Origin of the sequence: Bordetella genomosp. 5 (assembly GCF_002261315.1) — a bacterium.
In the GTDB taxonomy this organism is placed as follows: Bacteria; Pseudomonadota; Gammaproteobacteria; order Burkholderiales; family Burkholderiaceae_B; genus Bordetella.
This window is the reverse complement of record NZ_NEVP01000015.1, coordinates 18,513-45,245: the sequence shown is the minus strand read 5'-3', so window position 1 is coordinate 45,245 and position 26,733 is coordinate 18,513. Positions and strand designations below refer to the sequence as shown.

Here is a 26,733-nt window from a genome sequence, read left to right as displayed (position 1 = left end):
TTAAGTGCCGGACGGCTTTTTGCTGCGCGCGACGCGCTCAGCGCACCCGCATGCCGGGCTGAGCGCCAGGGAAGGGCTCGAGCACGTAGATGCCGGCATCGGTCTTCTCGTCGGCGTGGCTGGCGGCCAGCACCATGCCTTCGGAGATGCCGAACTTCATCTTGCGCGGGGCAAGGTTGGCGACCATCACCGTGAGCTTGCCGATCAGCTGTTCGGGCTCGTAGGCTGACTTGATGCCCGAGAAGACGTTGCGATGGCGGCCTTCGCCGACATCCAGGGTGAGCCGCAGCAGCTTGGTCGAGCCTTCGACGTGCTCGCAATTGACGATCTTCGCGATACGGAGATCGACCTTGGCGAAATCATCGATCGTGATCGTGTCGGCCAGGGCTTCGCCACCCGGCAGCGGCGCGGCAACGGCCGCTGCCGCGGCCTCGACCGGCGCGGCCGGCGGCTCGAACAGGTCGTCGAGCATCTTGGGCTCGACGCGCTGCATCAGATGCTTGAACGGCGCGACCTGGGACGGCAGCTCGGCGGCGTCGGTCCAGGCGAAGTCGCGCGTGGCGCCAAACAGCTCGCGGGCGACGCGGTTCGACAGGGCCGGCAGCACCGGCGCCAGCATGACCGACAGCGCCTTGAACCCGGCCAGTGCGCGCGAGCAGATGTCCTGCAGCTGGTCACGTTGTTCTTGCGGCGCGTCGGCCAGGCCCTTGGCGAGCACCCACGGCTGGGCCGCGTCGAAGGCCTGGTTGATGCGGTCGGCGTGCGCCATGATTTCGCGGATGGCGCGGTTGTATTCGCGTGCCTCGAGGGCAGCACGGATGTCTTCGGCCGCACGCGCGTACTCGGCCGACAGGGCGGCGGTGTCGCCCAGGTAGCCCAGCTTGCCGTCGAAATGGCGGGTGATGAAATTGGCGGCGCGGCTGGCGATGTTGACGTATTTGCCGACCAGGTCGCTGTTGACGCGGGCGATGAAGTCTTCGGGGTTGAAGTCCATGTCTTCGACCCGGGCGTTCAGCTTGGCGGCGATGTAATAACGCAGCCACTCGGCGTCCATGCCCACTTCCAGATAGCGCAGCGGCGAGATGCCGGTGCCGCGGCTCTTGGACATCTTCTCGCCGCTCACGGTGATGAAGCCGTGCACGTTCAGTGCGTCGGGTGTCTTGCGGCCGGCGAACTTCAGCATCGCGGGCCAGAAGAGCGCGTGGAAGTAGATGATGTCCTTGCCGATGAAGTGCACCTGTTCGGTGCTGCCGGCGGGGTCGAGCAGGGCGTCGAAGTCGAGGCCCTTGACCGCGCAATACGACTTCAGCGAGGCCAGGTAGCCCACCGGCGCGTCGAGCCAGACATAGAAGTACTTGCCCGGCGCGTCGGGGATCTCGATACCGAAGTAGGGCGCGTCGCGGGAAATGTCCCAGTCGCCCAGCTTGGCTTCGCCGTCGTCGGTGCCGAGCCACTCGCGCGTCTTGGCATGCACTTCGCTCTGCAGGTGACGCACGCCGTGGCGGTTGGAGCCGGTGGTCCATTGCTGCAGAAACTCGACGCAGCGCGGGTCCGAGAGCTTGAAGAAAAAGTGGTCGGAGCTCTTGAGCACCGGCGTGGCGCCGGTGAGCGCCGAGTACGGGTTGATCAGCTCGGTGGGCGCGTAGACCGCGCCGCACACTTCGCACGAGTCGCCGTACTGATCCTTGGCGTGGCAACGCGGGCACTCGCCCTTGATGTAGCGATCGGCCAGGAACATGCCCTTGACCGGGTCATAGAACTGCTCGATCGAGCGCGTTTCGATCAGACCCTGGGCCTTGAGCGCGCCGTAGATCTCGTGCGAGAGCGCGACGTTCTCGGCCGAGTCGGTGCTGTGCCAATGATCGAAGCGGATATGGAAGCCGTCGAGGTAGCGCGGGCGCTCGCTGGCGTAGCGGGCGACGAGCTCCTTGGGCGTGATGCCCTCTTTCTCGGCCTTCAACATGATGGGCGCGCCATGCGCGTCGTCCGCGCCCACGAAGTGCACCGTGTGCCCCGCCATTCGCATCGAACGGACCCAGATGTCGGCCTGGATGTACTCCATGATGTGGCCGATGTGGAAAGAACCGTTGGCGTAGGGCAGTGCAGTGGTGACGAATAGCGTTCGTGACATGACGTATGGGACGGTTGAAGGGCGGGATGAGCCGGGTATTTTAGGGCCTTTCGGCCCGAGGGCGCGGGCCGTGGCCCGGGGCGGCGCGCGCCGGCGCGTTCAGCGCGGTGCGCGAGGGGGATAGCCGGTCGTGCGCGGCCGGCCCAAAGACACAGCCGGGGACAGGCGCGAGTCGCGCTTGTCCCCGGCCGGGAAACGAAAGGCCGCGGGGCGCACGGGGCGCCGCGCGAGGCGGCAATCTGGAGTGGGGCGGTCTTGCGGGACCGCCCGAAGAAATCAGCGGATTTCGCGCGCCTCGACGTCGATCACGTCGGGCTGATTGCGGAACGGGGCGCCGCCCGTGAACGGGTTGGGGCCTGCGGCGGGACCGGTACGGCCAGCCTGGCGTTGGCTCCAATAGGCACGCACGCCGAACGGCTTGCCACGCACTTTGGCCACCACGTACAGGATGCCCAGCGCGACCGCGGTCGATGCCATGAAGACCAGTGCCATCAGCATGCCTACGATACCCAGCAGGATGACGGGGATGGCGCGGAGGAAACGGATGAGAGCGTCGATCATGTATATAGGATGTAAATCACGGCTAAAGGTTCCCGCCGATCCGCTATCCTTGCGGTAACAGACTTAAGGGCATGCCTGTGCTGCCTATGGAATCATAGTGTCATGAGTATAACGATAGAGCAAATCCGCGCCGCGCTGCGCGGGCTGACCGATGTCGCGAGCGGCGTGGATATCGGTGCAAATGTAAAAGATCGTGACATTCAACTGCAGGGTGAGGTTGCGCGCGTGCGTCTGCCGCTGGGCTATCCCTCGCGCGCCGCCGCAGCCGACCTGGCCGCCCGTGCGCAGGCCGCCCTGGCGGCCGCCGGCGTGCGCGCCGAGGTCAGCGTCGATGGCCGCGCCGCGGTGCATGCCGTGCAACGCGGGCTCAAGCCGCTGCCGAATGTACGCAACATCATTACCGTCGCCTCGGGCAAGGGCGGTGTGGGCAAGAGCACGACCGCCGTGAATCTCGCGCTGGCGCTGGCCGCCGAGGGCGCGCAGGTCGGTCTGCTCGATGCCGATATCTATGGCCCCAGCGTGCCGACGCTGCTCGGCCTGCATGGCCGCCCCGAGAGTCACGACAACAAAACCATGGAGCCCCTCGAGGCGCACGGCCTGCAGGCCAACTCCATCGGTTTTCTGATCGACGCGGATTCGCCTGCAATCTGGCGCGGGCCGATGGTCACGCAGGCGCTCGAACAGCTGCTGCGCCAGACCAACTGGCGCGACCTCGACTATCTGATCGTCGACATGCCCCCCGGCACGGGCGACGTGGCGCTCACCCTGGCCCAGAAGGTGCCGGTGGTCGGCGCGGTGATCGTCTCCACCCCGCAGGAGCTCGCGCTGCTCGATGCGCGCAAGGGCCTGCGCATGTTCCAGAAGGTCGAGGTGCCCGTGCTCGGCATCATCGAAAACATGGCGATGCACGTGTGCTCGCAATGCGGTCACGCCGACCACATCTTCGGCGAGGGTGGTGGCCATCGGATGGCCGACCAATACGAGGTGCCCCTGCTGGGCAGCCTGCCGCTGCAGACATCCATCCGCGCGAGCGCCGACGCCGGCGTGCCGACCGTCGTGTCCGAGCCGGATGGCGAAGCAGCGCGGCGCTACCGCGAGATCGCCATCAAACTGGCCGCGGGCGTGGCTGCGCTGCCGCGCGACATGGCGGGGCGCATGCCTTCCGTCGTGGTTCAGCAGCGGCCCGGTTGAGGCATGCGGAGACTGATCGGCGGGGTCCTGCTCGCAAGCGTGTTGGTGGTTGAAACGGCCTACGCCAAATTGCCGGAGATCGTGATCGATCCGGGGGGCGTGCCGCCCGCCGCGCTGCAGGCCATCACGCAGGCCGTCGGCGCGATCGCGCGTCTGGCCGAAGACCAGGATGGCGGCGAAATCAACCGGCTGCGCCGGCGCGCGCGCGATGCCACGCTGGCCGCGCTCGCCACGCAGGGATACTTCACGCCCGAGGTCACGCTCACGCCCGGCACCGATGTGGCCGGCGAAACCTGGGACATCGTCATCAAGGCGGGTCCGCAGGCGCGCGTCGGCGATATCGACCTCGTCTTCACCGGGCGCATCGCCCGGCCCGAATACGCGGCGCGCATTCAGCAGCTGCGCGAAGAGTGGTCGCTCAAGAAGGGGCAGCCCTTCATCAATGCCGACTGGAATCGCGCCAAGTCCGCGCTGCTCGACAACGTCTCGGCGCGCGAATTCCTGCTCGCCCGCATGACCTCGTCGGGCGCGGAGGTCGATGCCGAGAGCGGTCAGGTCACGCTCAACGTCACCATCGACAGCGGCCCGCGGGTGCGTCTCGGAACCCTCGAGACCGGCGGTCTGAACCGTGTGCCCGAGTCGCTGATCCGCCGTTATGTGCGGTACTCGGAAGGCGCTACCTACAACCAGGACCAGCTCGATCAGTGGCAGCAGGAGCTGCAATCGACGGCCTTCTTCCGCGGCGCGTTCGTGACGCTGCGCCAGCCGGACGGCGAACGCGCCGAGGCACCGGCGCGCGCGGACGCACCGGATCGCGAGGCGCGCGCGCCGGGCTCGAGCGGCCTGGCCGCGGCGCAACCCGCCGGCGATCCCAAGGTGTCCGGCGGACCGGCCACGCGCCGTGCGCCGGTGTACGACCCGGATGGCGAGGTCACGCTGCCGGTCGACGTGCGGGTGGTCGAGGCGCCGCCCAAGCGCGCGTCGGTGTCGCTGGGCGTCGACGACGAGGCGGGTGTGCGCCTCGAGACCATCTACCGCCAGAACGTGGTGTTCGGCCAGCCGCTCTCGATGGAGACCGGCCTGGGTGTCGATCGCCTGCGTCAGCGCGCTTATGTCGACTTCACCCTGCCGCCCGATGCGCGCGGACGCCGCGACTCGATCGGTCTGCTCTACGACCACTCCGATATCCAGGGGCTGGACGTGCGGCGTTACGCGCTCGGTCTCACGCGCAGCCAGGAGCGCAAGGGCGCGGGCGACAGCCGCGTCGAATACGAAACGCGCTGGGGTCTGCTGCTGGCGCACGACCATATCAAGATCGACGGCGGAGATACCTACGATCTGCCGACCGCCACGGTCACGGCCGAATGGCTGCGCCGCGATGTGGACAACAAATACGATCCGCGCGAAGGCAACCTGATCGCCGTGGGCGGTGGTGTCGGCGTCGTCCTCGACAGCGGCGAGCCCTATACCCGCCTGCGTCTGCGCGGCCAGAAGTGGTGGCCCGTGGGCGAGCGCGACGTGCTGACGGTGCGCGGTGAAGTGGGCCGGGTCTGGTCCGACAGCCGCACCCGCGTGCCCGACGACTTCGGCTTCCGTACCGGTGGGGCACGCTCCATCCGCGGCTACAAGTTCCAGAGCATCGGCGTGGAGCGTAACGACGCGATCGTCGGCGCACCCACGCTCGCCGTCGCCAGCATCGAATACGACCATTACTTCAACGAGCGCTGGGGCATGGGCGTGTTCGTCGACGCGGGCGACGCCGCCAACTCGTTCGGCGACATGGACATCGCCCTCGGCTACGGCGTGGGCGCGCGGGTGCGCACGCCGGCCGGTCCGTTGTTCCTGGACGTGGCCTACGGTCAGCGCGAGCGCGATCTGCGCCTGCACTTCTCGCTGGGGATCGCGTTTTGAGGTTTTTGCGCGCACTCTTCCGGCAAATTCTGGTGTGGTGGCTGCCCGGTATCGCCATGCTCGCCGTGCTGGCGGCCGTCTTCGCCTTCTGGCTGCTCGGTTCGCAGACCGGCAGCCGGCTGCTCGTGGGCTCGGCCATTCAACAACTCGGCGGTCAGGTCGAGCGCATCGAAGGCAGCGTGCTGCTCGGGCTGCGCCTGGGCCGGGTCGACGTCGAGGTGGCGGGCACCGCCATCGAGGCAGACAATCTGTGGCTCGATGTGGACTGGAGCGATCTGTCTCGCCGCCGCCTGCATGTGCGCGAGTTGTCGGCCGACCGTCTGAAGGTCGGGCTGCCCGCCGACACGACCGAGCCCGAGCCGCAGGCCGACGACGGCGAGCCTCTCACGCAGCTCGATCTGCCGGTGGCGCTCGTGCTCGATCGCGTGGCGCTGGGCCAGTTCGAGCTGGTGCGGCGCGGCCCCGACGGCGAGACCGCGCTGTTGCCGCTGGCCCTCGGTGATTTCGCCGCGGCGCTGCAGGCCGGCACGACCGAGGTGCCGGGCGCGCGTCTGCGCATCGACGGGCTGCGCGCCGCGCAGGGCGACACCCAGCTGCATCTGCAGGGCGAGGCGAATGTCGGCAAGCTCGCGGCGCCGTGGCCCATGGTGGCGCGACTCGCCCTCAAGGGCTCGGCCCTGGACCGCGAGTCGCCCGTATGCCTGGGTACCAAGCTCCCTGGCGCGGCGTCCTCGCGCGCCGCGCGCACCGAGGCTGGCCGGATCGCCGGCGCACAGGCCGCACTGTTGGCGGGGGGCGCAGACGTGCAGCGCGCCGCGCTCGCGCCGTTGCAGGGCGATGCGGCGCTGCTGGCCCAGTCGCTGGACCGGCTCGGCGCTGGCGTGGCCGCCGGTCTTTGCCCGCTGACGCTGAACGTCGCGGCGCGCGGTTCGCTCGATGCGCTCGACGTCACGCTCGATGGCGCGGGCAGCGGGCTCTCGCTCGATGCCAAGGCGGCGCTGCTGCCGCTGGCCGCTTTTCCGGTGCAAACCGCCGACCTGAACATCAAACGCGAGGACGGCAGCAGCCTGTCCGCGCAACTCGGCCTCACGCCCGTGGCGCAGACGCCCGGACGCGATCAGCTGCAGGCGACCCTGCGGGCGCACAAGCTCGATCTCGGCAGCCTGCTCGGCGACCTGATTCCGCCCGCGTTGCTGAGCGCCGACGCCACCGTGCAGGCCGAAATCCAGGACCTGCGGGTGCTGCGTCAGGCGACGGTGGCGCTGAATATCGCCGAGGAAAGCCGCTGGAACCGTCAACCGCTGTCCGGCCGGGTATCGGCCGAATGGGTCACGACGACGCGCGCGGAAGGCGAGGCGGCCAGGTCGCCGGCCGCCGGATCGCCGGCCGCCGGGTCGCCGGCCGCCGGATCGCCGGCCGCCGGAACGCCAGCCGCCGGCGCCGCATCCTCCGCTGCCGCATCCGCCGCCATGCCCGGCCTGCCGGCGGGCGCGAGCATCCCCAAGTTCGAAGTGGATCTGCGCCTCGGCCCCAACCGCGTGCGTGGCGATGGTGCGCTGACCGACGCGGCCGGCCGCCTCAAGCTCGACGTGCTGGCACCGCGGCTCGACGCCTTCTGGCCCGATCTCCCGGGCGGCGCCGAAGCCCGCTTCGCCATCGACGGCACGATGGCTTCCCACAAGGGCACGCTCGACGCCAAATACACGCCGCCCAATACGCGCGCCAAGGTGCTCGGCAGCGCGCCCGCCGACGCCCGCCTGCAGTTCCAGGGCGGATGGGGCGAAGAAAACGGCAAACCAGGCACGGCGGGCTGGCGCGGCACGCTGGCGCGCATCCAGGCGGCGAGCGCCGGGTTTAGCGCCGAGATCGCGGGCCCGGTCGCGCTGGCTTACGTGCCGGGCGCGGTGGCTCCGGCGCCGCAATGGCGGGTGGGTGCGGCGACGCTCGGTGTGCGCTTTCCCGACGGCCAATCGATCGCGATTCGTCATGGCGCGTCGCAGGGCGGGCCCGGGCAGTGGCAGACCGCGGGCGGCGCCGACAATCTCGTGCTGCGCCCGAGCATGCTGCGGCAGGTCCTCATGGCGCTCGACCCCGAGGCGGTCGCGCGTGCCGAGCGCGACGCCGGCCGCGTGAATCCCACGGTCCCGGCGAATCAGCGCCGCATCGCCATCGATGCCGCGTGGGACCTGAAGTACGCGGGCAGCCTGGGCGGCAAGGTGCGGCTCGCGCGCCGCGACGGGGATCTGATGGTGCCGGGCGATCCGCCCATTCCGTTGGGCCTGCGCGCGCTGGTGCTCGAAGCCACCGCCACGCCGGGCGCGGGCGGGTTGAGCCGGCTGGTGGCCAACGTCAACCTCCAGACCGAAAAAATGGGCGGTCTCACGGCAACGGCCAACGCCAGCCTGCGCGGCCTGGCGCTCGACCCGCGTCAGCCCATCCGGGCCAATATCGACGCCGACATCGCGGACCTGGCGTGGCTGGGTCTGTTCGTGGGCGACGCGCTCGAGCTCGGGGGCACGCTCAAGGCCAATGTGCAGGCGCAGGGAACGCTCGACGGTAAATGGAGCGCCACAGGCACCATTCAGGGCGACAAGCTGCGCGTGGTGCGGATCGACGACGGGGTGCGTCTGCTCGACGGCACGCTGCGTGCCCGCCTGCAGGACGACCGCGTGATCCTCGATTCGCTGCGCTTTCCCGCGGTGCTGCGCGTCATGCCGGCCGAATGGCGCACCAAGGAATGGGTCAGCACGAACAAGGATGCGAAGGGTGGCTTCGTCGAAGCGCGCGGCCAATGGGAGCTCAGCGCCGCACGCGGGAATGTGCGCGTGCAACTGCATCGCTTCCCCGCGCTGCAGCGTTCGGATCGCTACGCCATGGTGTCCGGCAACATCGACATCAACGCGGCCCTGCCGCGCATCGACATCACGGGCGACCTCACCGCCGACGCGGGCTGGGTCAGCCTCGAGATTCTGCAGGGCGTGCCCTCGCTGGACGACGACGTGCGCGTGGTGCGCGCGGGCGACAAGAAAGCGGCCGGAGGCACCCCGATCCAGATGGGCATGAATCTGAAGTTCGACATGGGTCCGCGCTTCTACATCACCGGCATGGGTCTGGACGCGGGCCTGCTCGGCAGCATCCAGATTCAACTGCAGGACGGGCGACTCACCGGCATGGGCGCGCTGCGCACGCGCGGCGGCGGCATCGAGGCCTATGGCCAGAAGCTGCGACTGCGCCGCGGCACGTTGACCTTCCAGGGGCGCATCGACAACCCGCTGCTCGATATCGAAGCCTTGCGTACCGGCGAACAGGTCGAGGCCGGCGTGCGTGTCTCGGGCACGGCGCAGCGCCCGCGCATCGATCTCGTGTCCTATCCGGACGTGAGCGACGTCGAGAAGCTGTCGTGGCTGGTGCTGGGCCGCGGCCCCGACGCGGGCGGCGGCGATACGGCGCTGCTGCTCTCCATCGGCACGGCACTGCTGGGCGGCGGCGAGCCCTTGTACAAACAGTTCGGCCTCGACGACGTCAGCATCCGGACCGGCGCCATCGGCAGTTCGGGCAGCATCCTGCCCGATCGCACCGTGGCGAGCCAGGTCAACCGCGATTCCGATAGCGAGCTGGCGACGCAATTCCTGGTGGCCAGCAAGAACCTCTCGAACGGCATCACGCTGAGCATCGAGCAGGCCCTGGCCGGCAGCGAAACCGTGGGCCGGGCCAGCTACCGGCTGGCGCGCGGGCTGTCGCTCGACGTGAAGGGCGGTTCGGTCAATGGGATCGCCCTGGTGTATCGCTGGCTGATCGAAGACTGAGGCAACCCGGGGCAAATCCGGCCCCGGGCGCCGTCCGGCCCGGCTCGCGATAAAATACGCGGCATTGTTCTAAAGGCACCCCCATGAGTATCAAAAGCGACCGCTGGATCCGCCGCGCCGCCGAAACCGGCATGATCGAACCCTACGAAGCCGGCCAGGTTCGTTCCGTCAATGGCGAGCGCATCGTGAGCTATGGCACCAGCAGCTACGGTTACGACGTGCGCTGTGCCGACGAATTCAAGATTTTCACGAACATCAACTCGACCATCGTCGACCCCAAGAATTTCGACGAAAAGTCGTTCGTCGATTTCAAGGGCGATGTCTGCATCATTCCGCCCAATTCGTTCGCCCTGGCGCGCACGGTCGAGTACTTCCGCATTCCGCGCAGCGTCCTCACCATCTGCCTGGGCAAGAGCACCTACGCGCGCTGCGGCATCATCGTCAACGTGACCCCGCTCGAGCCCGAATGGGAAGGCCACGTGACGCTGGAGTTTTCCAACACCACGCCGCTGCCGGCCAAGATCTACGCGGGCGAAGGCTGCGCGCAGTTCCTGTTCCTCGAGAGCGACGAGGTCTGCGAAACCTCGTACCGCGACCGCGGCGGCAAGTATCAGGGCCAGCGCGGCGTCACGCTGCCGCGCACCTGAGTCCCCCGCCGGCCCGTCGACACGGGCCGCACGGCACAACGGCCCGTCTCGCGAGAGGCGGGCCGTTGGCGTTCGTGGGCGGCGCCGGTGGCATTTATGGGGCGGCGCCGTTGGCGCGGCGCCGTCGGCGTTCCGGGGCGGCGCCCCGTTACCCGGCGGCGGCGACCTGGTCGGCCACCGCCGCGTAACCCGCCGCGCTGAAGCGCAGCAGGCACAGCCCGTTGCCGAACGGATCCGCCAGATGGGCGATACGGCCCCACACCTGCGTCTCGGGCCCGTGTTCGAGGACGGCGCCCGCGGCCACCGCGCGGGCCACGGCGGCATCGACATCGGGCACCACGAAATCGGCATGTACCGGCGTCCAGTGACGGCCGTAATGGCGCGCCTCGGCGCCCGGCGCCGGCCGCGACCCGTCGGGTTTTTCGAGCAGATAGATCGGCGCGCCCGCGCCGGCGAGTTCGGCCACGCGGCCGCCCAGCGTGCGCATGAGCGTGAGGCCCAGCCCCTCGGTATAGAACCGGATCGCCGGCTCCAGCACCGGCACGTCGATGTTCAGCAGTATCTGCATTCGTGCACTCCTAATAGGGTGCCAGCGGCTTGCACATCAGGACTTCGGCGTAGCGCCTGCCGTCGATCATCAGGGCGTCGGGTTCGCGGCCGTAGGTCATGAAGCCGAGGCTGGCATACAGCTGCTGGGCCTGCGCGTTGCCGTCGGTGACGGTGAGCAGCAACTGACGCACGCCGTCCATCGTGCGCGCGTGCGCCACGACCGCTTCCATCAGCGCCCGCGCCAGGCCCTGGCCCCGTTGCTCGGGCGCAACGTAAACGGCGTAAATATTGGCTTTGTGGCGTTGTTTCAGTTTCTGTTCGCGTACGAGCGTGGCGATGCCTGCCAATTGGGGACCTATGTGCGCGCCATAGCTGGCTTTATCCGCCGTGCCGATCAGCCGTTCGCGCCATCCGGCCGGCGTGACGAGCCGCTCCTCTTCGTAACTGGACGCGAACGCGGTGGGCGAGTCCCGCAGCGCCTGCAGGCGCAACTCGGCATATTCTGCAGCATCTGCGCCGGACAATTGGCGTACGCTCGTTGGATTCACTTGGGCTCCCATGGGTGAGGGCGGGTTCGCGTGGTCCCCCGGCCCCAATATAATGAATTTGTCGTGACGCGCGGATGCCAGCGCAGGAGCCAGCGATGTTCGGTTTTTTCAAGAAGACCTCGACCCCGCAGGTGGACCAGGAAGTGCAAGACGAGTTCGTCGAGCGCGTGACGGCCGCCGCCGAAGACTTCCGTGGCGCCGCCCCGACCCCTGGCAGTCTCGATTTCTCGCCCGCCAGCGTGGCCGTCCTGGATCAGATCCTGGCCCGTGTGCGCGCCGGCGAAATCGAGCTCAGTCCCATGCAGCGCGTGGGCGCCGCGGCCTATCTGTACGAGACCCTGAGGCGCGCCCACGGCGGCCTGTACGAGGTCTGCGACAACGACGACCCCGTGGTGCTGGTGGCAGGCGAAGGCGAGGCCGAGGTCTGTCTGTGCGCGATCTCGCGGGTCGATCAGTATCTGGGCGGCAAGGCGGCCGAGCCCGTGGGCGCCGCATTCGGCCGCTTCGAGGCCGCGCTCGCCGCCGGTCGGGCCGAGACGATCCGTTGACCGGTCGCGGCCCACCCTCAGCCCCCTCGCGAGCGCCCCGGCGCTTCCCCATGCCGCCACCACCGCGCCTGTCATGCGGCGGTGCGCCAATCCGTCCTACAATCCCTGCGCCAGTCGCGGTCCGTCACGCGGGCCACAGTGTCACCAGACCGCCCGCGACTCGCTGTACACTCGCGTCCGTTTTGCCTTGCCCCCCAGGAGCGCCCGCATGAAATTCCGCTTCCCCATTTTCATCATCGACGAAGACTACCGCTCCGAGAATGCCTCGGGTCTGGGGATTCGTGCGTTGGCCCAAGCCATTGAGTCCGAGGGCGTCGAGGTGATCGGCGTGACCAGCTATGGCGACCTCAGTTCGTTCGCGCAGCAGCAGAGCCGGGCGAGCGCATTCATTCTGTCGATCGACGACGAAGAGTTCGACGTCGATTCGCCCGAAGACGTGGCCCTGGCCATCAAGAACCTGCGGTCGTTCATCGGCGAGCTGCGTTTCCGCAACGCCGATATTCCGATCTATCTGTATGGCGAGACGCGCACGTCGGAGCACATTCCGAACGACATCCTGCGCGAGCTGCACGGCTTCATTCATATGTTCGAAGACACGCCCGAGTTCGTGGCGCGTCACATCATCCGCGAAGCGCGCAGCTACGTCGACAGCCTGCCGCCGCCGTTCTTCCGCGAGCTGGTCAAGTACGCCCAGGATGGTTCGTATTCGTGGCACTGTCCCGGACACTCGGGTGGCGTGGCCTTCCTGAAGAGCCCCGTGGGCCAGATGTTCCACCAGTTCTTCGGTGAAAACATGCTGCGCGCCGACGTCTGCAACGCCGTGGACGAGCTGGGTCAGCTGCTGGACCACACCGGCCCGGTGGCCGAGTCGGAACTGAACGCCGCCCGCATCTTCCACGCCGACCATTGCTACTTCGTCACCAACGGCACCTCGACCTCGAACAAGGTCGTGTGGCATGCCAACGTCGCCGCGGGCGATGTGGTGGTGGTCGACCGCAATTGCCACAAGTCGATCCTGCACGCGATCACCATGACCGGCGCGATCCCGGTGTTCCTGCGCCCCACGCGCAACCACCTCGGCATCATCGGTCCGATTCCGCTCGAAGAGTTCGATCCCGAGAACATCCGCAAGAAGATCGAGGCCAATCCGTTCGCGCGCGAAGCCGCCAACAAGACGCCCCGCATCCTGACGCTGACCCAGAGCACCTACGACGGCGTGATCTACAACGTCGAAATGATCAAGGAGCGCCTGGGCAGCTACATCGACACGCTGCACTTCGACGAAGCGTGGCTGCCGCACGCCGCGTTCCACGAGTACTACCAGGACATGCACGCGATCGGCCCCAACCGTCCGCGCAGCAAGGACGCGATGGTGTTCGCGACCCACTCCACGCACAAGCTGCTGGCCGGCATCTCGCAGGCGTCGCAGATCATCGTGCAGGAGTCGGAGGACCGCAAGCTCGACCGCAACGTGTTCAACGAAGCCTATCTGATGCACACGTCGACCTCGCCGCAATACGCGATCATCGCGTCGTGCGACGTCGCCGCGGCCATGATGGAGCCCCCGGGCGGCACCGCGCTGGTCGAAGAAAGCATCCGTGAGGCGCTCGATTTCCGCCGTGCCATGCGCAAGGTGGAATCCGAGTACGGCAAGAACGACTGGTGGTTCAAGGTCTGGGGCCCGAACCGCCTGGTGCCCGAGGGCATCGGCAACCGCGACGAGTGGGTGCTGGAGTCCAACGACCACTGGCACGGTTTCGGCGATCTCGCGCCGGAATTCAACATGCTCGACCCGATCAAGGCCACCATCATCACCCCGGGCCTGGACATGTCGGGCAGCTTCGGCGAGACCGGCATTCCGGCCGCGCTGGTGTCCAAGTATCTGACCGAGCACGGCGTGGTGGTCGAAAAGACCGGCCTGTATTCGTTCTTCATCCTGTTCACCATCGGCATCACCAAGGGCCGCTGGAACACGCTGCTGACCGCCTTGCAGCAATTCAAGGACGACTACGACCGCAACCAGCCGCTGTGGCGCATCCTGCCGGACTTCTGCCGCGGTCATCGCCGTTACGAGCGCATGGGCCTGCGCGATCTCTGCCAGGAGATCCACGAAGCCTACCGCGCCCGCGACGTGGCCCGCCTGACCACCGAGATGTACCTGAGCGACATGGTGCCGGCGCTCAAGCCGTCCGACGCCTTCGCGCGCATGGCGCACCGCGAGGTCGAGCGTGTGTCGATCGACGAACTCGAAGGCCGCGTGACGGGTGTGCTGCTGACGCCGTATCCCCCGGGCATCCCGCTCTTGATTCCGGGCGAGCGCTTCAACCGCACCATCGTCCAGTACCTGCAGTTCGCGCGCGAGTTCAATGAGCGCTTCCCCGGTTTCGAGACCTATATTCACGGCCTGGCCGATGAAACCGGTCCGGACGGCGCCAAGCGCTACTACGTCGATTGCCTGAAAGAATCCGACGCGTAAGCGCGCCAGCACCACTGTGATGACCAGGATGGGCCGCAAGGCCCATCCGCTTTTTGGAATACCGCTCGATGTTCGATGTCGCCGTGATAGGCGCGGGTGCCGCAGGCATGATGTGCGCGGCTGTGGCAGGTCAGCGAGGCCTGTCGGTCGTGCTGCTCGATCACGCCACGCGCCTGGCCGAGAAGATCCGGATTTCGGGCGGCGGCCGCTGCAACTTCACCAATACCGGCACCACGCCCGCCAATTTTCTGTCGGCAAACCCGCACTTCTGCCGCTCGGCGCTGGCGGGCTACACGCCGCAGGACTTCCTGGGCCTGTTGCGCGAACACCGGGTGAGCTGGCACGAGAAGCACCGCGGGCAGCTGTTCTGCGACGACTCCAGCGAGTCCATCATCGATATGCTGCGTGCCGAATGCGAGCGCGGCCGCGTCAACTGGCGCATGCCGTGCGCCATCGAATCGGTGGCGCGCGACGAGGCGGGCTATACGCTCTCGACCAGCACCGGCACGATTCGCGCGCGCAAGGTCGTCGTGGCGACCGGCGGCATGGCGATCCCGCAGCTCGGCGCGACCGACTTCGGGCTCAAGCTCGCGCGCCAGTTCGGCCTCAAGGTGGTCGAACCACGTCCCGCGCTGGTGCCGCTCACGTTCGAGCCGCAGGCCTGGCGCCCGTTCGCCGATCTGGCCGGCGTGGCGCTCGAGGTCCGGCTCGCCACCGGCGCCGGCAAGGCGCGCGGCGAGTTTCTCGAAGACCTGCTGTTCACGCACCGCGGCCTGTCCGGCCCCGGCATCCTGCAGATCTCCAGCTATTGGCAGCCCGGCGAGCCGATCGAGATCGACCTCGCGCCGGGGCAGGACCTGGCCGACGCGCTGATCGGCGCCAAGTCGGGCGCGCGGCAGCAGATGCACACCGTGCTCGCCAGCCTCTGGCCGAAGCGGCTGGCCGACACCTGGCTGGCGCAGGAGCAGGGCGAGCTGGCCCAGGCGCGTCTGGCCGACGTGCCCGATCGCACCCTGCGCGCGCTGTCCGAGCGGATCCACCGCTGGCGCCTCGTCCCGACCGGCACGGTCGGCTACAAAAAAGCCGAAGTCATGCGCGGCGGCGTCGACACCCGCGGCCTGGACCAGAAGTCCATGCAGGCCCGCGAGGTGGCGGGGCTGTACTTCATCGGCGAGACCGTCGACGTCACCGGCTGGCTCGGCGGCTACAACTTCCAGTGGGCATGGGCCAGCGGCGTGGCCTGCGGCCGCGCGCTCTGACCCCCGGGAGCGGTGTGATGCCGCTCCGCCTCCCTCCTTTTTTTCTCGATCGCCGCCGGCGACCCTGGCGCGGCGCTTGCTGATGGCTGGCAGGCGGCCGCGGCATGCGGTCGGGTGCGCGTAACAGCCTACCGACCCGCCGGCTTGCTGTACGAATGAATAGTAATTACTATCATTCGTATTAGTGCCGCTCGTGTCGAGCGGCCGTCGATGACCGGAGGCGACATGATCGAGACCGCATCGCAGTTCCACCCCGCCGCGGCGGGCGAGGGCGCCTTGATGGCGCGTGCCATCGAACGCTGGCAGCGCGTCACATTGCGAGGCAATCGTGCCTACGAGCGCAGCGACCGCGCGGGCGCGCTGTCGCATTACCGTGCCGCCCTGAGCCTGGCCGATGGTCTTTACGGTCTGGGCAGCGCCGATCCCGATCAGGCCCTGGCCGCGCTGGTCATCTCGCATCACAACCTGGCCGATCTGTTCGAGGCCGACGGTACCCCCGATTCCGCGGCAGCGCATCTCTGTCTGGCCTACGAGGCCCTCGTCCACGCCATCGAGGATGAGGCGCTATCGCAGGCCTGGCGCGATGCGGCATGGCGTCATGCCCGCATCGCCCTGGAACAGTTGCAGCGCTTCCTGCAGCGTCACCCCGGCCATCCGCGCGCCACGCGCAGTGCCGCCTGGTCGCCCCTGGCCGTTCCCGCGCAGCCGCATTGAGCGGTTGCCTTTCGTTGTTCGCGCAACTTTCTCCGGAGACACCATGCCTTACACCCTGCCCCCTCTGGCCTATGCCTACGATGCTCTCGAACCGAACATCGACGCGCAGACCATGGAAATCCACTACACCAAGCATCACCAGACCTACATCAACAATCTGAACGCCGCGCTCGAAGGCGCCGGCCTGCCCACCGACACGCCGGTCGAGCAGCTCATCGGCCGCATGGACGCGCTGCCCGAGTCCATCCACGGCGCGGTGCGCAACAACGGGGGTGGCCATGCCAACCACTCGCTGTTCTGGACCGTGATGTCGCCCAAGGGCGGCGGCGCGCCCAGCGGCCGCGTGGCGCAGGCAATCGACAGCGACCTGGGCGGTTTCGAGGCTTTCAAGGAAGCCTTCACCAAGGCGGCGCTGTCGCGCTTCGGCAGCGGCTGGGCCTGGCTGTCGGTGACGCCGGCGGGCAAGCTGATCGTCGAGAGCAGCGCCAACCAGGACAGCCCGCTGATGCACGGCAACACGCCGGTGCTGGGCCTGGACGTGTGGGAGCACGCCTACTACCTCAAGTACCAGAACCGTCGTCCCGAGTACATCGCGGCTTTCTACAACGTCGTCGACTGGAACGAAGTGTCGCGCCGCTACGAGGCCGCCCTGGCCTGAGGTCGATCCGCCATGCCCGCCATGCATATCTTCAGCCGCCATCGCGTCCGCCCGGCCCTCACCAGCATCAGCATCTGGACCTTCCTGGTGCTGGCGTCGTGCCTCGCCCTGTATCAGCTCTGGGTGTATCTGGACGTGCATGCGCCGCATGTGGCGAATGCATTGGCGGGCGGCATGGTCGCGGCCGGCGCGACCGCGCTCGGCACCGTGCCGGTGATGTTCTCGCACAGCCTTTCCGAGCGCACGCAGGATTGTCTGTTCGGCTTCGGTGCCGGGGTCATGCTGGCCGCGGTGGCGTTTTCGCTGGTGTTGCCGGGCCTGAATGCGGCGGGCGAGCTGGGCCATGGCAAGTGGGGCGCCGGACTGGTCGTGGGCGGCGCCATCCTGCTGGGGGCGGCCGCGTTGCTGTTCCTCGACCGCGTCCTGCCCCACGAGCATTTCATCAAGGGGCGTGAAGGCAAGGAGGCGGCCAAGCTGCGCCGCACCTGGTTGTTCGTCTTCGCGATCGCCCTGCACAACCTGCCCGAAGGCCTGGCCATCGGCGTGGGCTATGTGGGCGGCGACGTGGTGCAGGGCAGTGCGCTCGCCACCGGCATCGCGATCCAGGACGTGCCCGAAGGCATGGTCGTGGCGCTGGCCTTGCTGGCCGCGGGCTACTCGCGCAGTTTCTCGGTGGCGCTCGGCATGTTGTCGGGCCTCGTCGAGCCGCTGGGCGCCGTGCTCGGGGCGGTGGTCGTGGGTTGGTCGACGGCGCTGCTGCCGTGGGGCCTGGGCTTCGCGGGCGGCGCCATGCTGTTCGTCATCAGCCACGAGATCATCCCCGAATCGCATCGCAAGGGACACGAGGTTCACGCCACCACGGGGCTGATGCTCGGCTTCGTCCTGATGATGCTGCTCGATACCGCGCTGGGCTGACGCCACGGCGTCGTGGCGAGGGATACGGGGACGGTACTGCCGTCCCCTTTCTTTTCGACCCGCCCTGGCTCGGGCCCCGTTTCGAAGGGCCCCGGAGCCGCCCGCGCCGCGGCCGCACCGGGTCTGTCCGAGTTTCGCCCGGACCCGCTTTCGCGGTATGCTTCGCGTCGCTGTCACGCATGTCGCGGGAGAGAGCGAGGTTGATCCTCGCCGCCGAAGGCGCAATTCGCCCGGAATCGCTCAGGTAACCCATACCGCGACTGCAACGACCGAGAGGCGCCCCTGGCGTACGGTCGTAACGGCACTCTGGAGAGACCTGGCATCGCCCACCCCATACACGCGGGGGCGGTACGACCAGGCGCCGAAGGTGCAAACCCGTGCAAGGCCTCGCTCGAGCGCCGCCGGGGCAACTCTCAGGCAAAAGGACAGAGGGGCGGAAAATCCAGCCGGTCGTCCGGGCGATTTCCGCTATCGGGTCCGGCTACGTCCGTCTTCTGACACCGCCGGAGCTCCTCGCATGTCCGCAACGCTCAAACGTACCCCCCTGGCCGACACCCACGTCGCCGCTGGCGCCCGCATGGTCGACTTCGGTGGCTGGGACATGCCGCTCGCCTACGGCTCGCAGCTCGAAGAGCACCACGCCGTGCGCCAGGATGCCGGCATGTTCGACGTGTCCCACATGCTCAATGTCGACGTCACCGGCGCCGGCGCCACCGATTTCCTGCGCCGCCTGGTGGCCAACGACGTCGCCCGGCTCACCACGCCCGGCCGCGCCCTCTACAGCTGCATGCTGAACCCGCAGGGCGGCATCATCGATGATCTGATCATCTATTTCTTCGCGGCCGATCGCTTCCGCGTGGTGGTCAATGCCGGCACCGCCGACAAAGACATCGCCTGGATGCAGCGCGTGGCGCGCGCCGAAGGTTTCGACGTGGAGATCGCGCCGCGCCGCGACCTCGCCATGATCGCCGTGCAGGGCCCCAATGCCCGCGCCAAGGTCTGGGCCGCGCGCCCCGACTGGCAGGCCGCCACCGAGGGCCTGGCCCCGTTCAACGGCGCCTTCGTCGGCGACGACACGCTCGTGGCGCGCACCGGCTACACCGGTGAAGACGGCTTCGAGATCGTCCTGCCCGCGGCCGACGTGGTCGCGCTGTGGCAAGACCTCACCGCGCAGGGCGTGCGTCCGGCGGGCCTGGGCGCGCGCGACACGCTGCGCCTCGAAGCCGGCATGAACCTCTACGGCCAGGATATGGACGAGCTCATCCACCCCAATCAGGCCGGCCTCACCTGGACCGTCTGGAGCAAGGACGCCGAGCGCCGCTTCATCGGCCGGGATGCCATCGAACAATTCGCCACGCCGGCCGCCTTCCTGGGCCTGAAGCTCAACGAGCGCGGCGTGATGCGCGCGCACATGACCGTGCGCGGCGCCCAGGGCGAAGGCGAGATCACCAGCGGCACCATGTCGCCCACGCTGGGCGTGTCGATCGCGTTCGCGCGTCTGCCGGCCGGTGCCAAGCCCGGCGACACCGTCGAGGTGGATATCCGTGGCAAGTGGGTGCCCGCCCAGGTCGTGAAACTGCCTTTCGTGCGTAACGGCAAAGCCGTCGAACACTCGTAAACTCGAAGCTTGCGCGCCGGCCCCGTCGGAAGGGCCCGCGCGCAGGCGCGCAGAACTTTTCTTCCCGTATTTCCTAAAGGATCTCTCATGAGCCTGCCTACCGATCGCAAGTACACCGCCTCGCACGAATGGGTCAAAGCCGAAGGCGACCTTTTCGTCGTCGGCATCACCGACAACGCCCAGGACCAGCTGGGTGATCTGGTTTTCGTGGGCGACGTGAATGTCGGCGCCCAGCTCAAGGCGGGCGAAACCGCCGGCGTGGTCGAGTCGGTCAAGGCCGCCTCCGACATCTACGCACCCGTCGATGGCGAGATCGTCGCCTTCAACGAAGAGCTCGAGAACACGCCCAACCTGATCAACGATTCGGCCTACACGGCCTGGATCTTCAAGATCAAGCCGGCCAACGCCGCCGACGCCGACAAGCTGCTCGACGCCGCCGGTTACGAAGCCGTCGCCAACGGCTGATATCCGCCGCGCGGGCCGCGCGAGCGGCCCGCCTTGCCGTCACTCCGAGAACACCATGTCGCGCGCCCTAGACACTCATTCCGAATTCATTCCCCGCCACATCGGGCCTTCCGAGGCCGACCAGCAGAAGATGCTTGCCGCCATCGGCGCGGCCAGCCTCGATGCGCTGATCGAAGAAGTGGTTCCCGCCCGCATCCTCAACCAGGCCCCGCTGGCCCTGCCGGCCTCGCGCAGCGAGACCGACGTGCTGGCCGAGCTCAAGCAGGTCGCGTCGCGCAACAAGGTGTTCCGCAACTACATCGGCCAGGGTTATTACGGCACGCTCACGCCCAATGTGGTGTTGCGCAACGTGCTCGAGAACCCCGCCTGGTACACGGCCTACACGCCGTACCAACCCGAGATTTCGCAGGGCCGCCTCGAGGCGCTGCTCAACTACCAGACCATGGTCGCCGACCTGACCGGTCTGGACATCTCGAACGCCTCGCTGCTCGATGAGGGCACGGCCGCCGCCGAAGCCATGACGCTCGCGCGCCGCGGCGCGAAGTCGCGCAGCAATGTGTTCTTCGTGTCGGCCGGCTGCCATCCGCAGACCCTCGAAGTGGTGCGTACCCGCGCCGAAGGCCTGGACATCGACATCGTGGTGGGCGACGAGTTCGCCGGCCTGCCTGAGTGCTTCGGCGTGCTGCTGCAATACCCGGCCAGCCTGGGTTCGGTGGGCGACTACCGCGCCGTGGCGGAGGCCGCGCATGCGCAGGGCGCCGTGGTGGCCTGCGCCACCGACCTGCTGGCCCTGGCGCTGCTGACGCCGCCGGGCGAATGGGGCGCCGACATCGCCGTGGGTTCGGCCCAGCGCTTCGGCGTGCCGTTCGGCTTCGGCGGCCCGCACGCCGGCTTCATGGCCTGCCGCGACGCATTCAAGCGCAACATGCCCGGCCGTCTGGTCGGCGTCTCGAAAGACGCCCAGGGCAACGCGGCGCTGCGCCTCGCCCTGCAGACGCGCGAACAGCATATCCGCCGCGAGAAGGCCACCTCCAACATCTGCACGGCGCAAGTGCTGCTGGCCGTGATGGCCGGTCTCTACGCCGTGTGGCACGGCCCGGCCGGCATCCGCCGCATCGCCGAACGCGTCAATGCCTACACCGGCGCGCTGCGCGACCAGCTCGGCAAGCTCGGCCTCAAGACCGTCAACGACACCTGGTTCGACACGCTGCATGTCGAGACGGGCGCCGCGACGCCGGCCATCCTGACCGCGTTCGAATGCGCGCACGTCAACGTGCGTCGCGTCGATGGCGCGCATGTGGCCGTCTCGCTCGACGAAACCGTCACGCTGGCCGACCTGCAAACCGTGGTGAATCTGTTCGCCGCCGGCCTCGAGCGCGATGACGTCGAACTCGACGCCGACACGCTCGCCACCCCCGAAGGCATTCCGGCCGCGGTGCGCCGCCAGTCGGCCATCCTGTCGCACCCGGTGTTTTCGAGCGTGCAGTCCGAGACCGACATGCTGCGTTATCTGCGCAAGCTGGCCGACAAGGACCTCGCACTCGATCGCACGATGATCCCGCTGGGCTCGTGCACGATGAAGCTCAACGCCACGGTCGAGATGATCCCGATCACCTGGCCCGAGTTCGCGCTGATCCACCCGTTCGCGCCGCAGTCGCAGACCGCCGGTTATCGCGAGATGATCGAGCGCCTGTCCGCCGCGCTGTGCGAGATCACCGGCTACGACAACATCAGCCTGCAGCCCAATTCGGGCGCGCAGGGCGAATACGCGGGCCTGCTCGCCATTCGCGGTTATCACCGCGCCCGCGGCGAGCATCAACGCAACGTCTGCCTGATTCCGTCGTCCGCGCACGGCACCAACCCCGCCTCCGCGCAGCTGGTGGGCATGGACGTGGTCGTGGTGGCCTCCGACAGCAACGGCAACGTCGACCTCGCCGATCTGCGTGCCAAGATCGAGCAGGTGGGCGACAAGCTCGCCGCGCTGATGATCACCTATCCGTCCACGCACGGCGTGTTCGAAGAAACCGTCACCGAGATCTGCGAGCGCGTGCACGCGGCGGGCGGTCAGGTCTACCTCGACGGCGCCAACATGAACGCCATGGTGGGCGTGGCCAAGCCGGGCAAGTTCGGCTCGGACGTATCCCACCTCAACCTGCACAAGACCTTCTGCATCCCCCACGGCGGCGGCGGTCCGGGCGTGGGTCCGGTGGCGGTGCGCGCGCATCTCGCGCCCTATCTGCCCGGCGTCGTCAACGAGCAGGGCCGTCTGAGCGCCGAGACGCCGGTCGGTCCGGTGTCGGCCGCGCCGTTCGGTTCGGCCGGCATCCTGCCGATTCCGTTCGTGTACATCGCGCTGATGGGCGCCGAGGGGCTGCGTCAGGCCACCGAAGTGGCCATCCTCAACGCGAACTACGTCGCCGCACGCCTGCGCGAGCACTATCCCGTGCTGTACGCGGGCCGCAATGGCCGCGTCGCGCACGAGTGCATTCTCGACACGCGTCCGCTCAAAGAAACCAGCGGCATCAGCGCCGAAGACATCGCCAAGCGCCTGATGGACTACGGCTTCCATGCCCCCACCATGAGCTTCCCGGTGCCGGGCACACTGATGGTCGAGCCCACCGAGTCCGAAGGCCTGGCCGAGCTCGATCGCTTCATCGACGCGATGATCGCCATTCGCGCCGAGATCGCCCAGGTCGAGAACGGCGAACGGGATCGCGAAGACAACGTCCTGAAGAACGCGCCGCACACGGCGCAGATGCTTCTGGCCGAAGAGTGGCACCACGACTATCCGCGTCAGCAGGCCGCCTATCCGCTGCCCGCCGTGCGCGAGAACAAGTATTGGCCGCCCGTCGCGCGTGTCGACAACGCCTACGGCGACCGCAATCTGGTCTGCGCGTGCCTGCCGACCGAAGCCTACGCGTGAGGTAGGGCGCCATCCTCGTGATGGCGCTTCTTCCCCCGCGCGGCGAGCGATCGCGCAAAGAGAGAGGCCCGCCTTCGATTGAAGGCGGGCCTCTTTATTTCAGCCTGCGTTGCGTTGCGGATCAGCGCGCGGGCGCGCCGTACACCGTATCGGAGAAGGCTTCGATCAGGTCCAGGAACGCGTCGAACTGATAGCGCGTGTTGGTCTTGCCGATGCCGCCTTCGGCGACCAGGTCCATCTGCAGCACGGCACGGCCGTCGTCGTCGAGATAGGCGCGGTTCCAGCGGTGGTCGCGGTTCCAGGCGTTGATGGCCTTGAGCGAGGGCGATTGCTTGCGCTCGAAGGTCGCGACCCAGGCCATTTCGAGGCAGCCTTCCTCGAACTCGCAGTTCAGGTCGATGCGCACCTCGGTGGCGGACAGGTCACCCTGCACCTTGAACACCGGGCCTTGCTCGCCCAGGTCTTCGGTGTAGGCATAGCCGGCCTGATCGATCACGCTACCGACGAACTCGGGGGTGAATTCGTTGATGGTGTCGCTGTCGGACAGCGGCGTGTCGAAATCATTGTCCATGCCGTCGTGGCCGTCCATGTCGTCGGGGTTCAGGCCGCCGAGCATTTCGTCGAACAGATCGTCGACCGGGACCTCCTGACCGTTGAGCATGCCCTTGCCGTCGGCGTAGGTGAACGTGCTGACGATGTTGTCGCCGTCGTTCTTGCCGAAATTCATCATCTCGGCCATGCCGGCGAGGGTGTCGATCTGCTCGTCGGCTTCGCGCTTGGCCGCCGCGGGCTCGACGCCCTGCGTCTGCAGCACCTTCGTGGCGATGTCGTTGACCATCGGCTTGTTCAGCGTCAGGCGCGCATCGACGCTCTTGATCAGCTGGCGCGCCAGTTCATTGCGCGGCAGATCGATGCTCGTGGGCTTGGCCAGCGTGACGGCCAGCGTGAAGCGGGACTCGCCCTTGTCGGTCTTCCACGAGAGCGGTTCGACCTTGATCGTGGGGTTGCCCGCCAGCAGCGTCGTGCCGGCGCCCATGACCATGGCCATGTCGCCGGTGTAGCCATCGAGGCCCCCTTCGGTGCTGGTGCCCGACATCACGCCGCGCAGCATCTTGGTGTAGACGTCGTTCAGGTTCTGCACGGCCTTGCCGTCCAGATTCTCGAGCTTGACGGCGAGTTCGCCGCCGCCGAAGTCGAGATTGCGCACGTTCACATTGCCGACGCGATAGGCGCCCGAACCTTGCACATGGGTGTCGGTTTCACCGATATCCACGTCATAGGCGAAGTCGGTGACGGCGAACTTGGTTTCCGAGTTGACGTCGTCGGCTTCGATACGCTTGATCTTCATGCCGCTCTTGCCGATCGAGATGCCGAACTTGCCCTGACGGCTTTCGGCGTCGACCGACAGCTCGGCCAGCTTGATGTTGACCGGGCTGCCGCCTTCCTTGATGTTGAGCAGCACTTGCTGGCTCTGCAGATGCACGGCGCCGGTGCGCGTCTTGCGATCGAAGTCGCCCGAGAACTGCGCGCCGCTGAAGTCGATCATGCCCTTGTCGTCGCTGTACTGGATCGCGGCGATGGCACCCTCGGTGCGGGCCTTGCCCTGGTACGACACGAGCGTGTCGGCCCACAGGGGCGTCGCGCCCTTCGTGAGTTCGAACACGGGCTTGAGCAGGTCGGTTTGTGCCAGCTCGGCGTGCACGAACGCGAGCTGCGGCATCAGCTTGCCACGCGAGATCGCGCCGGCAGGGAAGGGGCCGTGTTGAATGTGCGTCTTGAACCGCAGCTCTTGATTGCTGGGGCCTTCGCCCACCGATTTGGGCAGGTCGGAGCGCAGGGCATACTCGGCATCGGCCGAGAAGAAGCCACGCTCGTACTTGATCTGCTCGATGCGCAGACCCAGCGGCGGCGCGAGCACCTTGAGTTCTTCGTTGGCCCGCAACAGATCTTCCTGCATGCGCGACTCGATCTTCTTGCCGGTGTACCAAGTGGCGCCCAGCCAGGCGCCTGCCAGCACGATGACCACGCCGGACGTGATCGCGACACTCTTCTTCATTCTGTGCAGCCTCTTTCGTGAATGCGCGCCGCGCCTGCCTGGCGTCTTGCCGCGCCGGGCCCCGGCCCGGGGCTCATGCCCGCGGCGAGTATAGCCAGCAGGCTGTCCCCCGTTCCGCCACATCGTTACGGTAGATTGCAAAATGCATCCACGCAGGCCGTTCCGTGTGTCCGACGATCACCGATTCCGCATAAAAAAAAGCGCCTCGCACGAGGCGAGGCGCTTCAGGCTTGCGAAGCAGGCCGGTGCTTACTGAGCCATCAGGCCACCCAGCAGCGAGCTGGCGGGCATTTCACGACCGTTCAGGTTGACCTTGCCGTCGCCGTACGCGAACGTGCTGGTGAGGGTTTCGCCCTCGACCTTGCCGGCGTTCATCATCACGGCCATGCCGAACATCTGCTCGATTTGTTGCTTGGCTTGCGCGGCAGCCATTTCCGGGCTCATGCCTTGCAGTTCCATCACTTGCGTGCCCAGCTGGATCGCCATCGGGCGGTTCAGCGACAGGCTGGCGTCGAGCGACTTGATCGCTTGTTGAGCCAGCATCAGGGGCGGGACCTGGGTGCCGGCCGGACGGGCCAGCGTGAGCTTGGCGCTCAGGCTGGATTCACCCTTGTCGTTCTTGAGCTTCAACGGTTCGATCGCGATGCTGGGGTTGGCGTCGAGCATCGGCAGCGCGACTTCGGCGATCTGCTGAATCTGGGCCTGCGAGAGTTCCTCCGGCGGGACGCCGTCGCGCATCTGCTGGGCCACGATCTCGTTGTAGAGCTTGGTGACGTTGGCGAGGACCTTGCCGTCGACGCGGTCGACCTTGATGGTCAGATCCTGGCTGCCCATGTCCTTGCCGTTGGCCTTCAGCGCTTCCGTGCGGTACCAGATCGAGCCCTTGACGAACTTCTCGTCTTCGGTGGTCTCGGCGCCGTACGACGTGTTGGTCACCGTGAACTTGACCTCTTCGCTGTCCACCGCGATGTTCTTGATCTTGATCTCGGAGTTGCCGGTCTGCATGCCGAAGTTGCCCTGGCGCAGATCGACCGAGATGGCGAGATCGTCGGCCTGGACCGTGGTCATGCCGCCGGTGGGCGACTTGGCGTCGCGACCTTCGACCTTGACCGACGGGACGCTCAGCACGCCCTTGGTGCCCTTGTTCGAGTCGGTGTAGTCACCCTTGAACGTGGCGCCACCGAAAGACAGCTTGGTGTCGTCCTTGGCGAAGTTCAGCGGCAGGAACTCGGCGTGCATCTTGCCGTTGCGGCTGTAGCCCACGATCGTGTCGGCCCAGAACGGCGTCTTGTCGCCGGCGGCCTTGAACCAGGCTTCGACGTCGGGCGTCTTGACCAGCTCGCTGTGCACGAACGCGAGGCTGGGCGCGAAATGGCCGGATGCCAGCGCCTTGCCCGGGAAGGGGCCGTGCTGGAAATGCGTATCGAATTCGAAACGCAGGCCGTTCGGGAAGTCTTCCTTGAGCTCGGGCGGGGACGCGAGCGAGACGGCGTAGCGGGCGTCGCTGCCGAAGAAGCTGCGCGCGAAGCTCAGCTGTTCGATCTTGACGTTATAGCCAGGGAGCGCCTTCGCGAGCTCCTCATTGGCCTCGGTCAGGCGCTGGGGCGCTTCTGCCTCGATGCGCTGACCGGTGTACCAGGTGCCGCCCAGCCAAAGCCCCGCTCCCACAATGACCACGCCAGCGGTGATCGCTACGCCTTTCTTCATGTTGTTCTTACCTTTTTTGTGCAGTTCAGAAGGCGCTTTCCCGGCGCGCA

General features: G+C 67.4%; 19 protein-coding genes and 2 riboswitches. Of the genes, 13 read left to right on the top strand and 6 right to left on the bottom strand.

Annotated elements, in window-relative coordinates:
• Positions 1 to 37: 37 nt before the first annotated feature.
• Complete coding sequence (gene metG / locus CAL25_RS22265) at positions 38 to 2,131, bottom strand: methionine--tRNA ligase (protein WP_094804134.1); 2,094 nt, start codon at positions 2,129 to 2,131, stop codon at positions 38 to 40.
• A 276-nt stretch (positions 2,132 to 2,407) separates the two neighbouring features.
• On the bottom strand, positions 2,408 to 2,692 hold the full coding sequence (locus tag CAL25_RS22260) for a hypothetical protein (protein WP_094804132.1): 285 nt from the start codon (positions 2,690 to 2,692) through the stop codon (positions 2,408 to 2,410).
• A gap of 102 nt (positions 2,693 to 2,794) precedes the next feature.
• Here CAL25_RS22260 and apbC point away from each other — a divergent pair, with 102 nt between their 5' ends.
• From apbC to dcd, 4 genes are all read left to right on the top strand, one after another.
• Positions 2,795 to 3,883: an iron-sulfur cluster carrier protein ApbC gene (gene apbC / locus CAL25_RS22255; RefSeq protein ID WP_094804131.1), complete on the top strand. Its 1,089-nt coding sequence runs from the start codon at positions 2,795 to 2,797 to the stop codon at positions 3,881 to 3,883.
• 3 nt (positions 3,884 to 3,886) lie between these two features.
• On the top strand, positions 3,887 to 5,794 hold the full coding sequence (locus CAL25_RS22250) for an autotransporter assembly complex protein TamA (RefSeq protein WP_094804129.1): 1,908 nt from the start codon (positions 3,887 to 3,889) through the stop codon (positions 5,792 to 5,794).
• A 32-nt stretch (positions 5,795 to 5,826) separates the two neighbouring features.
• Positions 5,827 to 9,600, top strand: coding sequence for a translocation/assembly module TamB domain-containing protein (locus CAL25_RS22245; RefSeq protein ID WP_432759264.1), 3,774 nt, complete (start codon positions 5,827 to 5,829; stop codon positions 9,598 to 9,600).
• A gap of 83 nt (positions 9,601 to 9,683) precedes the next feature.
• Positions 9,684 to 10,247, top strand: a complete 564-nt coding sequence (gene dcd, locus CAL25_RS22240) for a dCTP deaminase (RefSeq protein WP_094804127.1) — start codon at positions 9,684 to 9,686, stop codon at positions 10,245 to 10,247.
• Between the two features lie 148 nt (positions 10,248 to 10,395).
• Here dcd and CAL25_RS22235 read toward each other — a convergent pair whose 3' ends face one another.
• Complete coding sequence (locus CAL25_RS22235) at positions 10,396 to 10,815, bottom strand: VOC family protein (protein WP_094804125.1); 420 nt, start codon at positions 10,813 to 10,815, stop codon at positions 10,396 to 10,398.
• A 10-nt stretch (positions 10,816 to 10,825) separates the two neighbouring features.
• Positions 10,826 to 11,344, bottom strand: a complete 519-nt coding sequence (locus CAL25_RS22230; RefSeq protein ID WP_094804123.1) for a GNAT family N-acetyltransferase — start codon at positions 11,342 to 11,344, stop codon at positions 10,826 to 10,828.
• 95 nt (positions 11,345 to 11,439) lie between these two features.
• Here CAL25_RS22230 and CAL25_RS22225 point away from each other — a divergent pair, with 95 nt between their 5' ends.
• From CAL25_RS22225 to gcvP, 9 genes are all read left to right on the top strand, one after another.
• On the top strand, positions 11,440 to 11,892 hold the full coding sequence (locus CAL25_RS22225; RefSeq protein ID WP_094804121.1) for a hypothetical protein: 453 nt from the start codon (positions 11,440 to 11,442) through the stop codon (positions 11,890 to 11,892).
• 208 nt (positions 11,893 to 12,100) lie between these two features.
• Positions 12,101 to 14,368: an arginine/lysine/ornithine decarboxylase gene (locus CAL25_RS22220; RefSeq protein WP_094804119.1), complete on the top strand. Its 2,268-nt coding sequence runs from the start codon at positions 12,101 to 12,103 to the stop codon at positions 14,366 to 14,368.
• Between the two features lie 68 nt (positions 14,369 to 14,436).
• The gene (locus tag CAL25_RS22215; RefSeq protein ID WP_094804117.1) at positions 14,437 to 15,627 is read left to right on the top strand and encodes an NAD(P)/FAD-dependent oxidoreductase; all 1,191 of its coding nucleotides are present in this window, start codon (positions 14,437 to 14,439) and stop codon (positions 15,625 to 15,627) included.
• A gap of 225 nt (positions 15,628 to 15,852) precedes the next feature.
• Positions 15,853 to 16,341 carry a DUF2753 family protein gene (locus CAL25_RS22210; protein WP_170948578.1) on the top strand — a complete coding sequence of 163 codons (489 nt, stop codon included), beginning with the start codon at positions 15,853 to 15,855 and terminating at the stop codon, positions 16,339 to 16,341.
• A 43-nt stretch (positions 16,342 to 16,384) separates the two neighbouring features.
• Positions 16,385 to 16,999 carry a superoxide dismutase gene (locus CAL25_RS22205; protein WP_094804113.1) on the top strand — a complete coding sequence of 205 codons (615 nt, stop codon included), beginning with the start codon at positions 16,385 to 16,387 and terminating at the stop codon, positions 16,997 to 16,999.
• Positions 17,000 to 17,020: 21 nt separating this feature from the next.
• On the top strand, positions 17,021 to 17,914 hold the full coding sequence (locus CAL25_RS22200) for a ZIP family metal transporter (protein ID WP_094804285.1): 894 nt from the start codon (positions 17,021 to 17,023) through the stop codon (positions 17,912 to 17,914).
• 175 nt (positions 17,915 to 18,089) lie between these two features.
• Positions 18,090 to 18,181: riboswitch (glycine riboswitch) on the top strand.
• 29 nt (positions 18,182 to 18,210) lie between these two features.
• A riboswitch (glycine riboswitch) is annotated at positions 18,211 to 18,353 on the top strand.
• 78 nt (positions 18,354 to 18,431) lie between these two features.
• On the top strand, positions 18,432 to 19,532 hold the full coding sequence (gcvT, locus tag CAL25_RS22195) for a glycine cleavage system aminomethyltransferase GcvT (RefSeq protein WP_094804111.1): 1,101 nt from the start codon (positions 18,432 to 18,434) through the stop codon (positions 19,530 to 19,532).
• Positions 19,533 to 19,619: 87 nt separating this feature from the next.
• Positions 19,620 to 19,997, top strand: coding sequence for a glycine cleavage system protein GcvH (gene gcvH, locus CAL25_RS22190; RefSeq protein WP_094804109.1), 378 nt, complete (start codon positions 19,620 to 19,622; stop codon positions 19,995 to 19,997).
• A 55-nt stretch (positions 19,998 to 20,052) separates the two neighbouring features.
• Positions 20,053 to 22,920: an aminomethyl-transferring glycine dehydrogenase gene (gcvP, locus tag CAL25_RS22185; RefSeq protein ID WP_094804107.1), complete on the top strand. Its 2,868-nt coding sequence runs from the start codon at positions 20,053 to 20,055 to the stop codon at positions 22,918 to 22,920.
• 121 nt (positions 22,921 to 23,041) lie between these two features.
• On the opposite strand, the gene CAL25_RS22180 is transcribed toward gcvP, so the two are convergent.
• Both CAL25_RS22180 and CAL25_RS22175 read right to left on the bottom strand, forming a co-directional pair.
• Positions 23,042 to 24,976, bottom strand: a complete 1,935-nt coding sequence (locus CAL25_RS22180) for a DUF945 family protein (protein ID WP_170948577.1) — start codon at positions 24,974 to 24,976, stop codon at positions 23,042 to 23,044.
• Between the two features lie 249 nt (positions 24,977 to 25,225).
• A complete protein-coding gene (locus CAL25_RS22175) occupies positions 25,226 to 26,683 on the bottom strand; it encodes a YdgA family protein (RefSeq protein WP_094804103.1) in 1,458 nt (485 codons plus the stop codon).
• Positions 26,684 to 26,733: the final 50 nt, after the last annotated feature.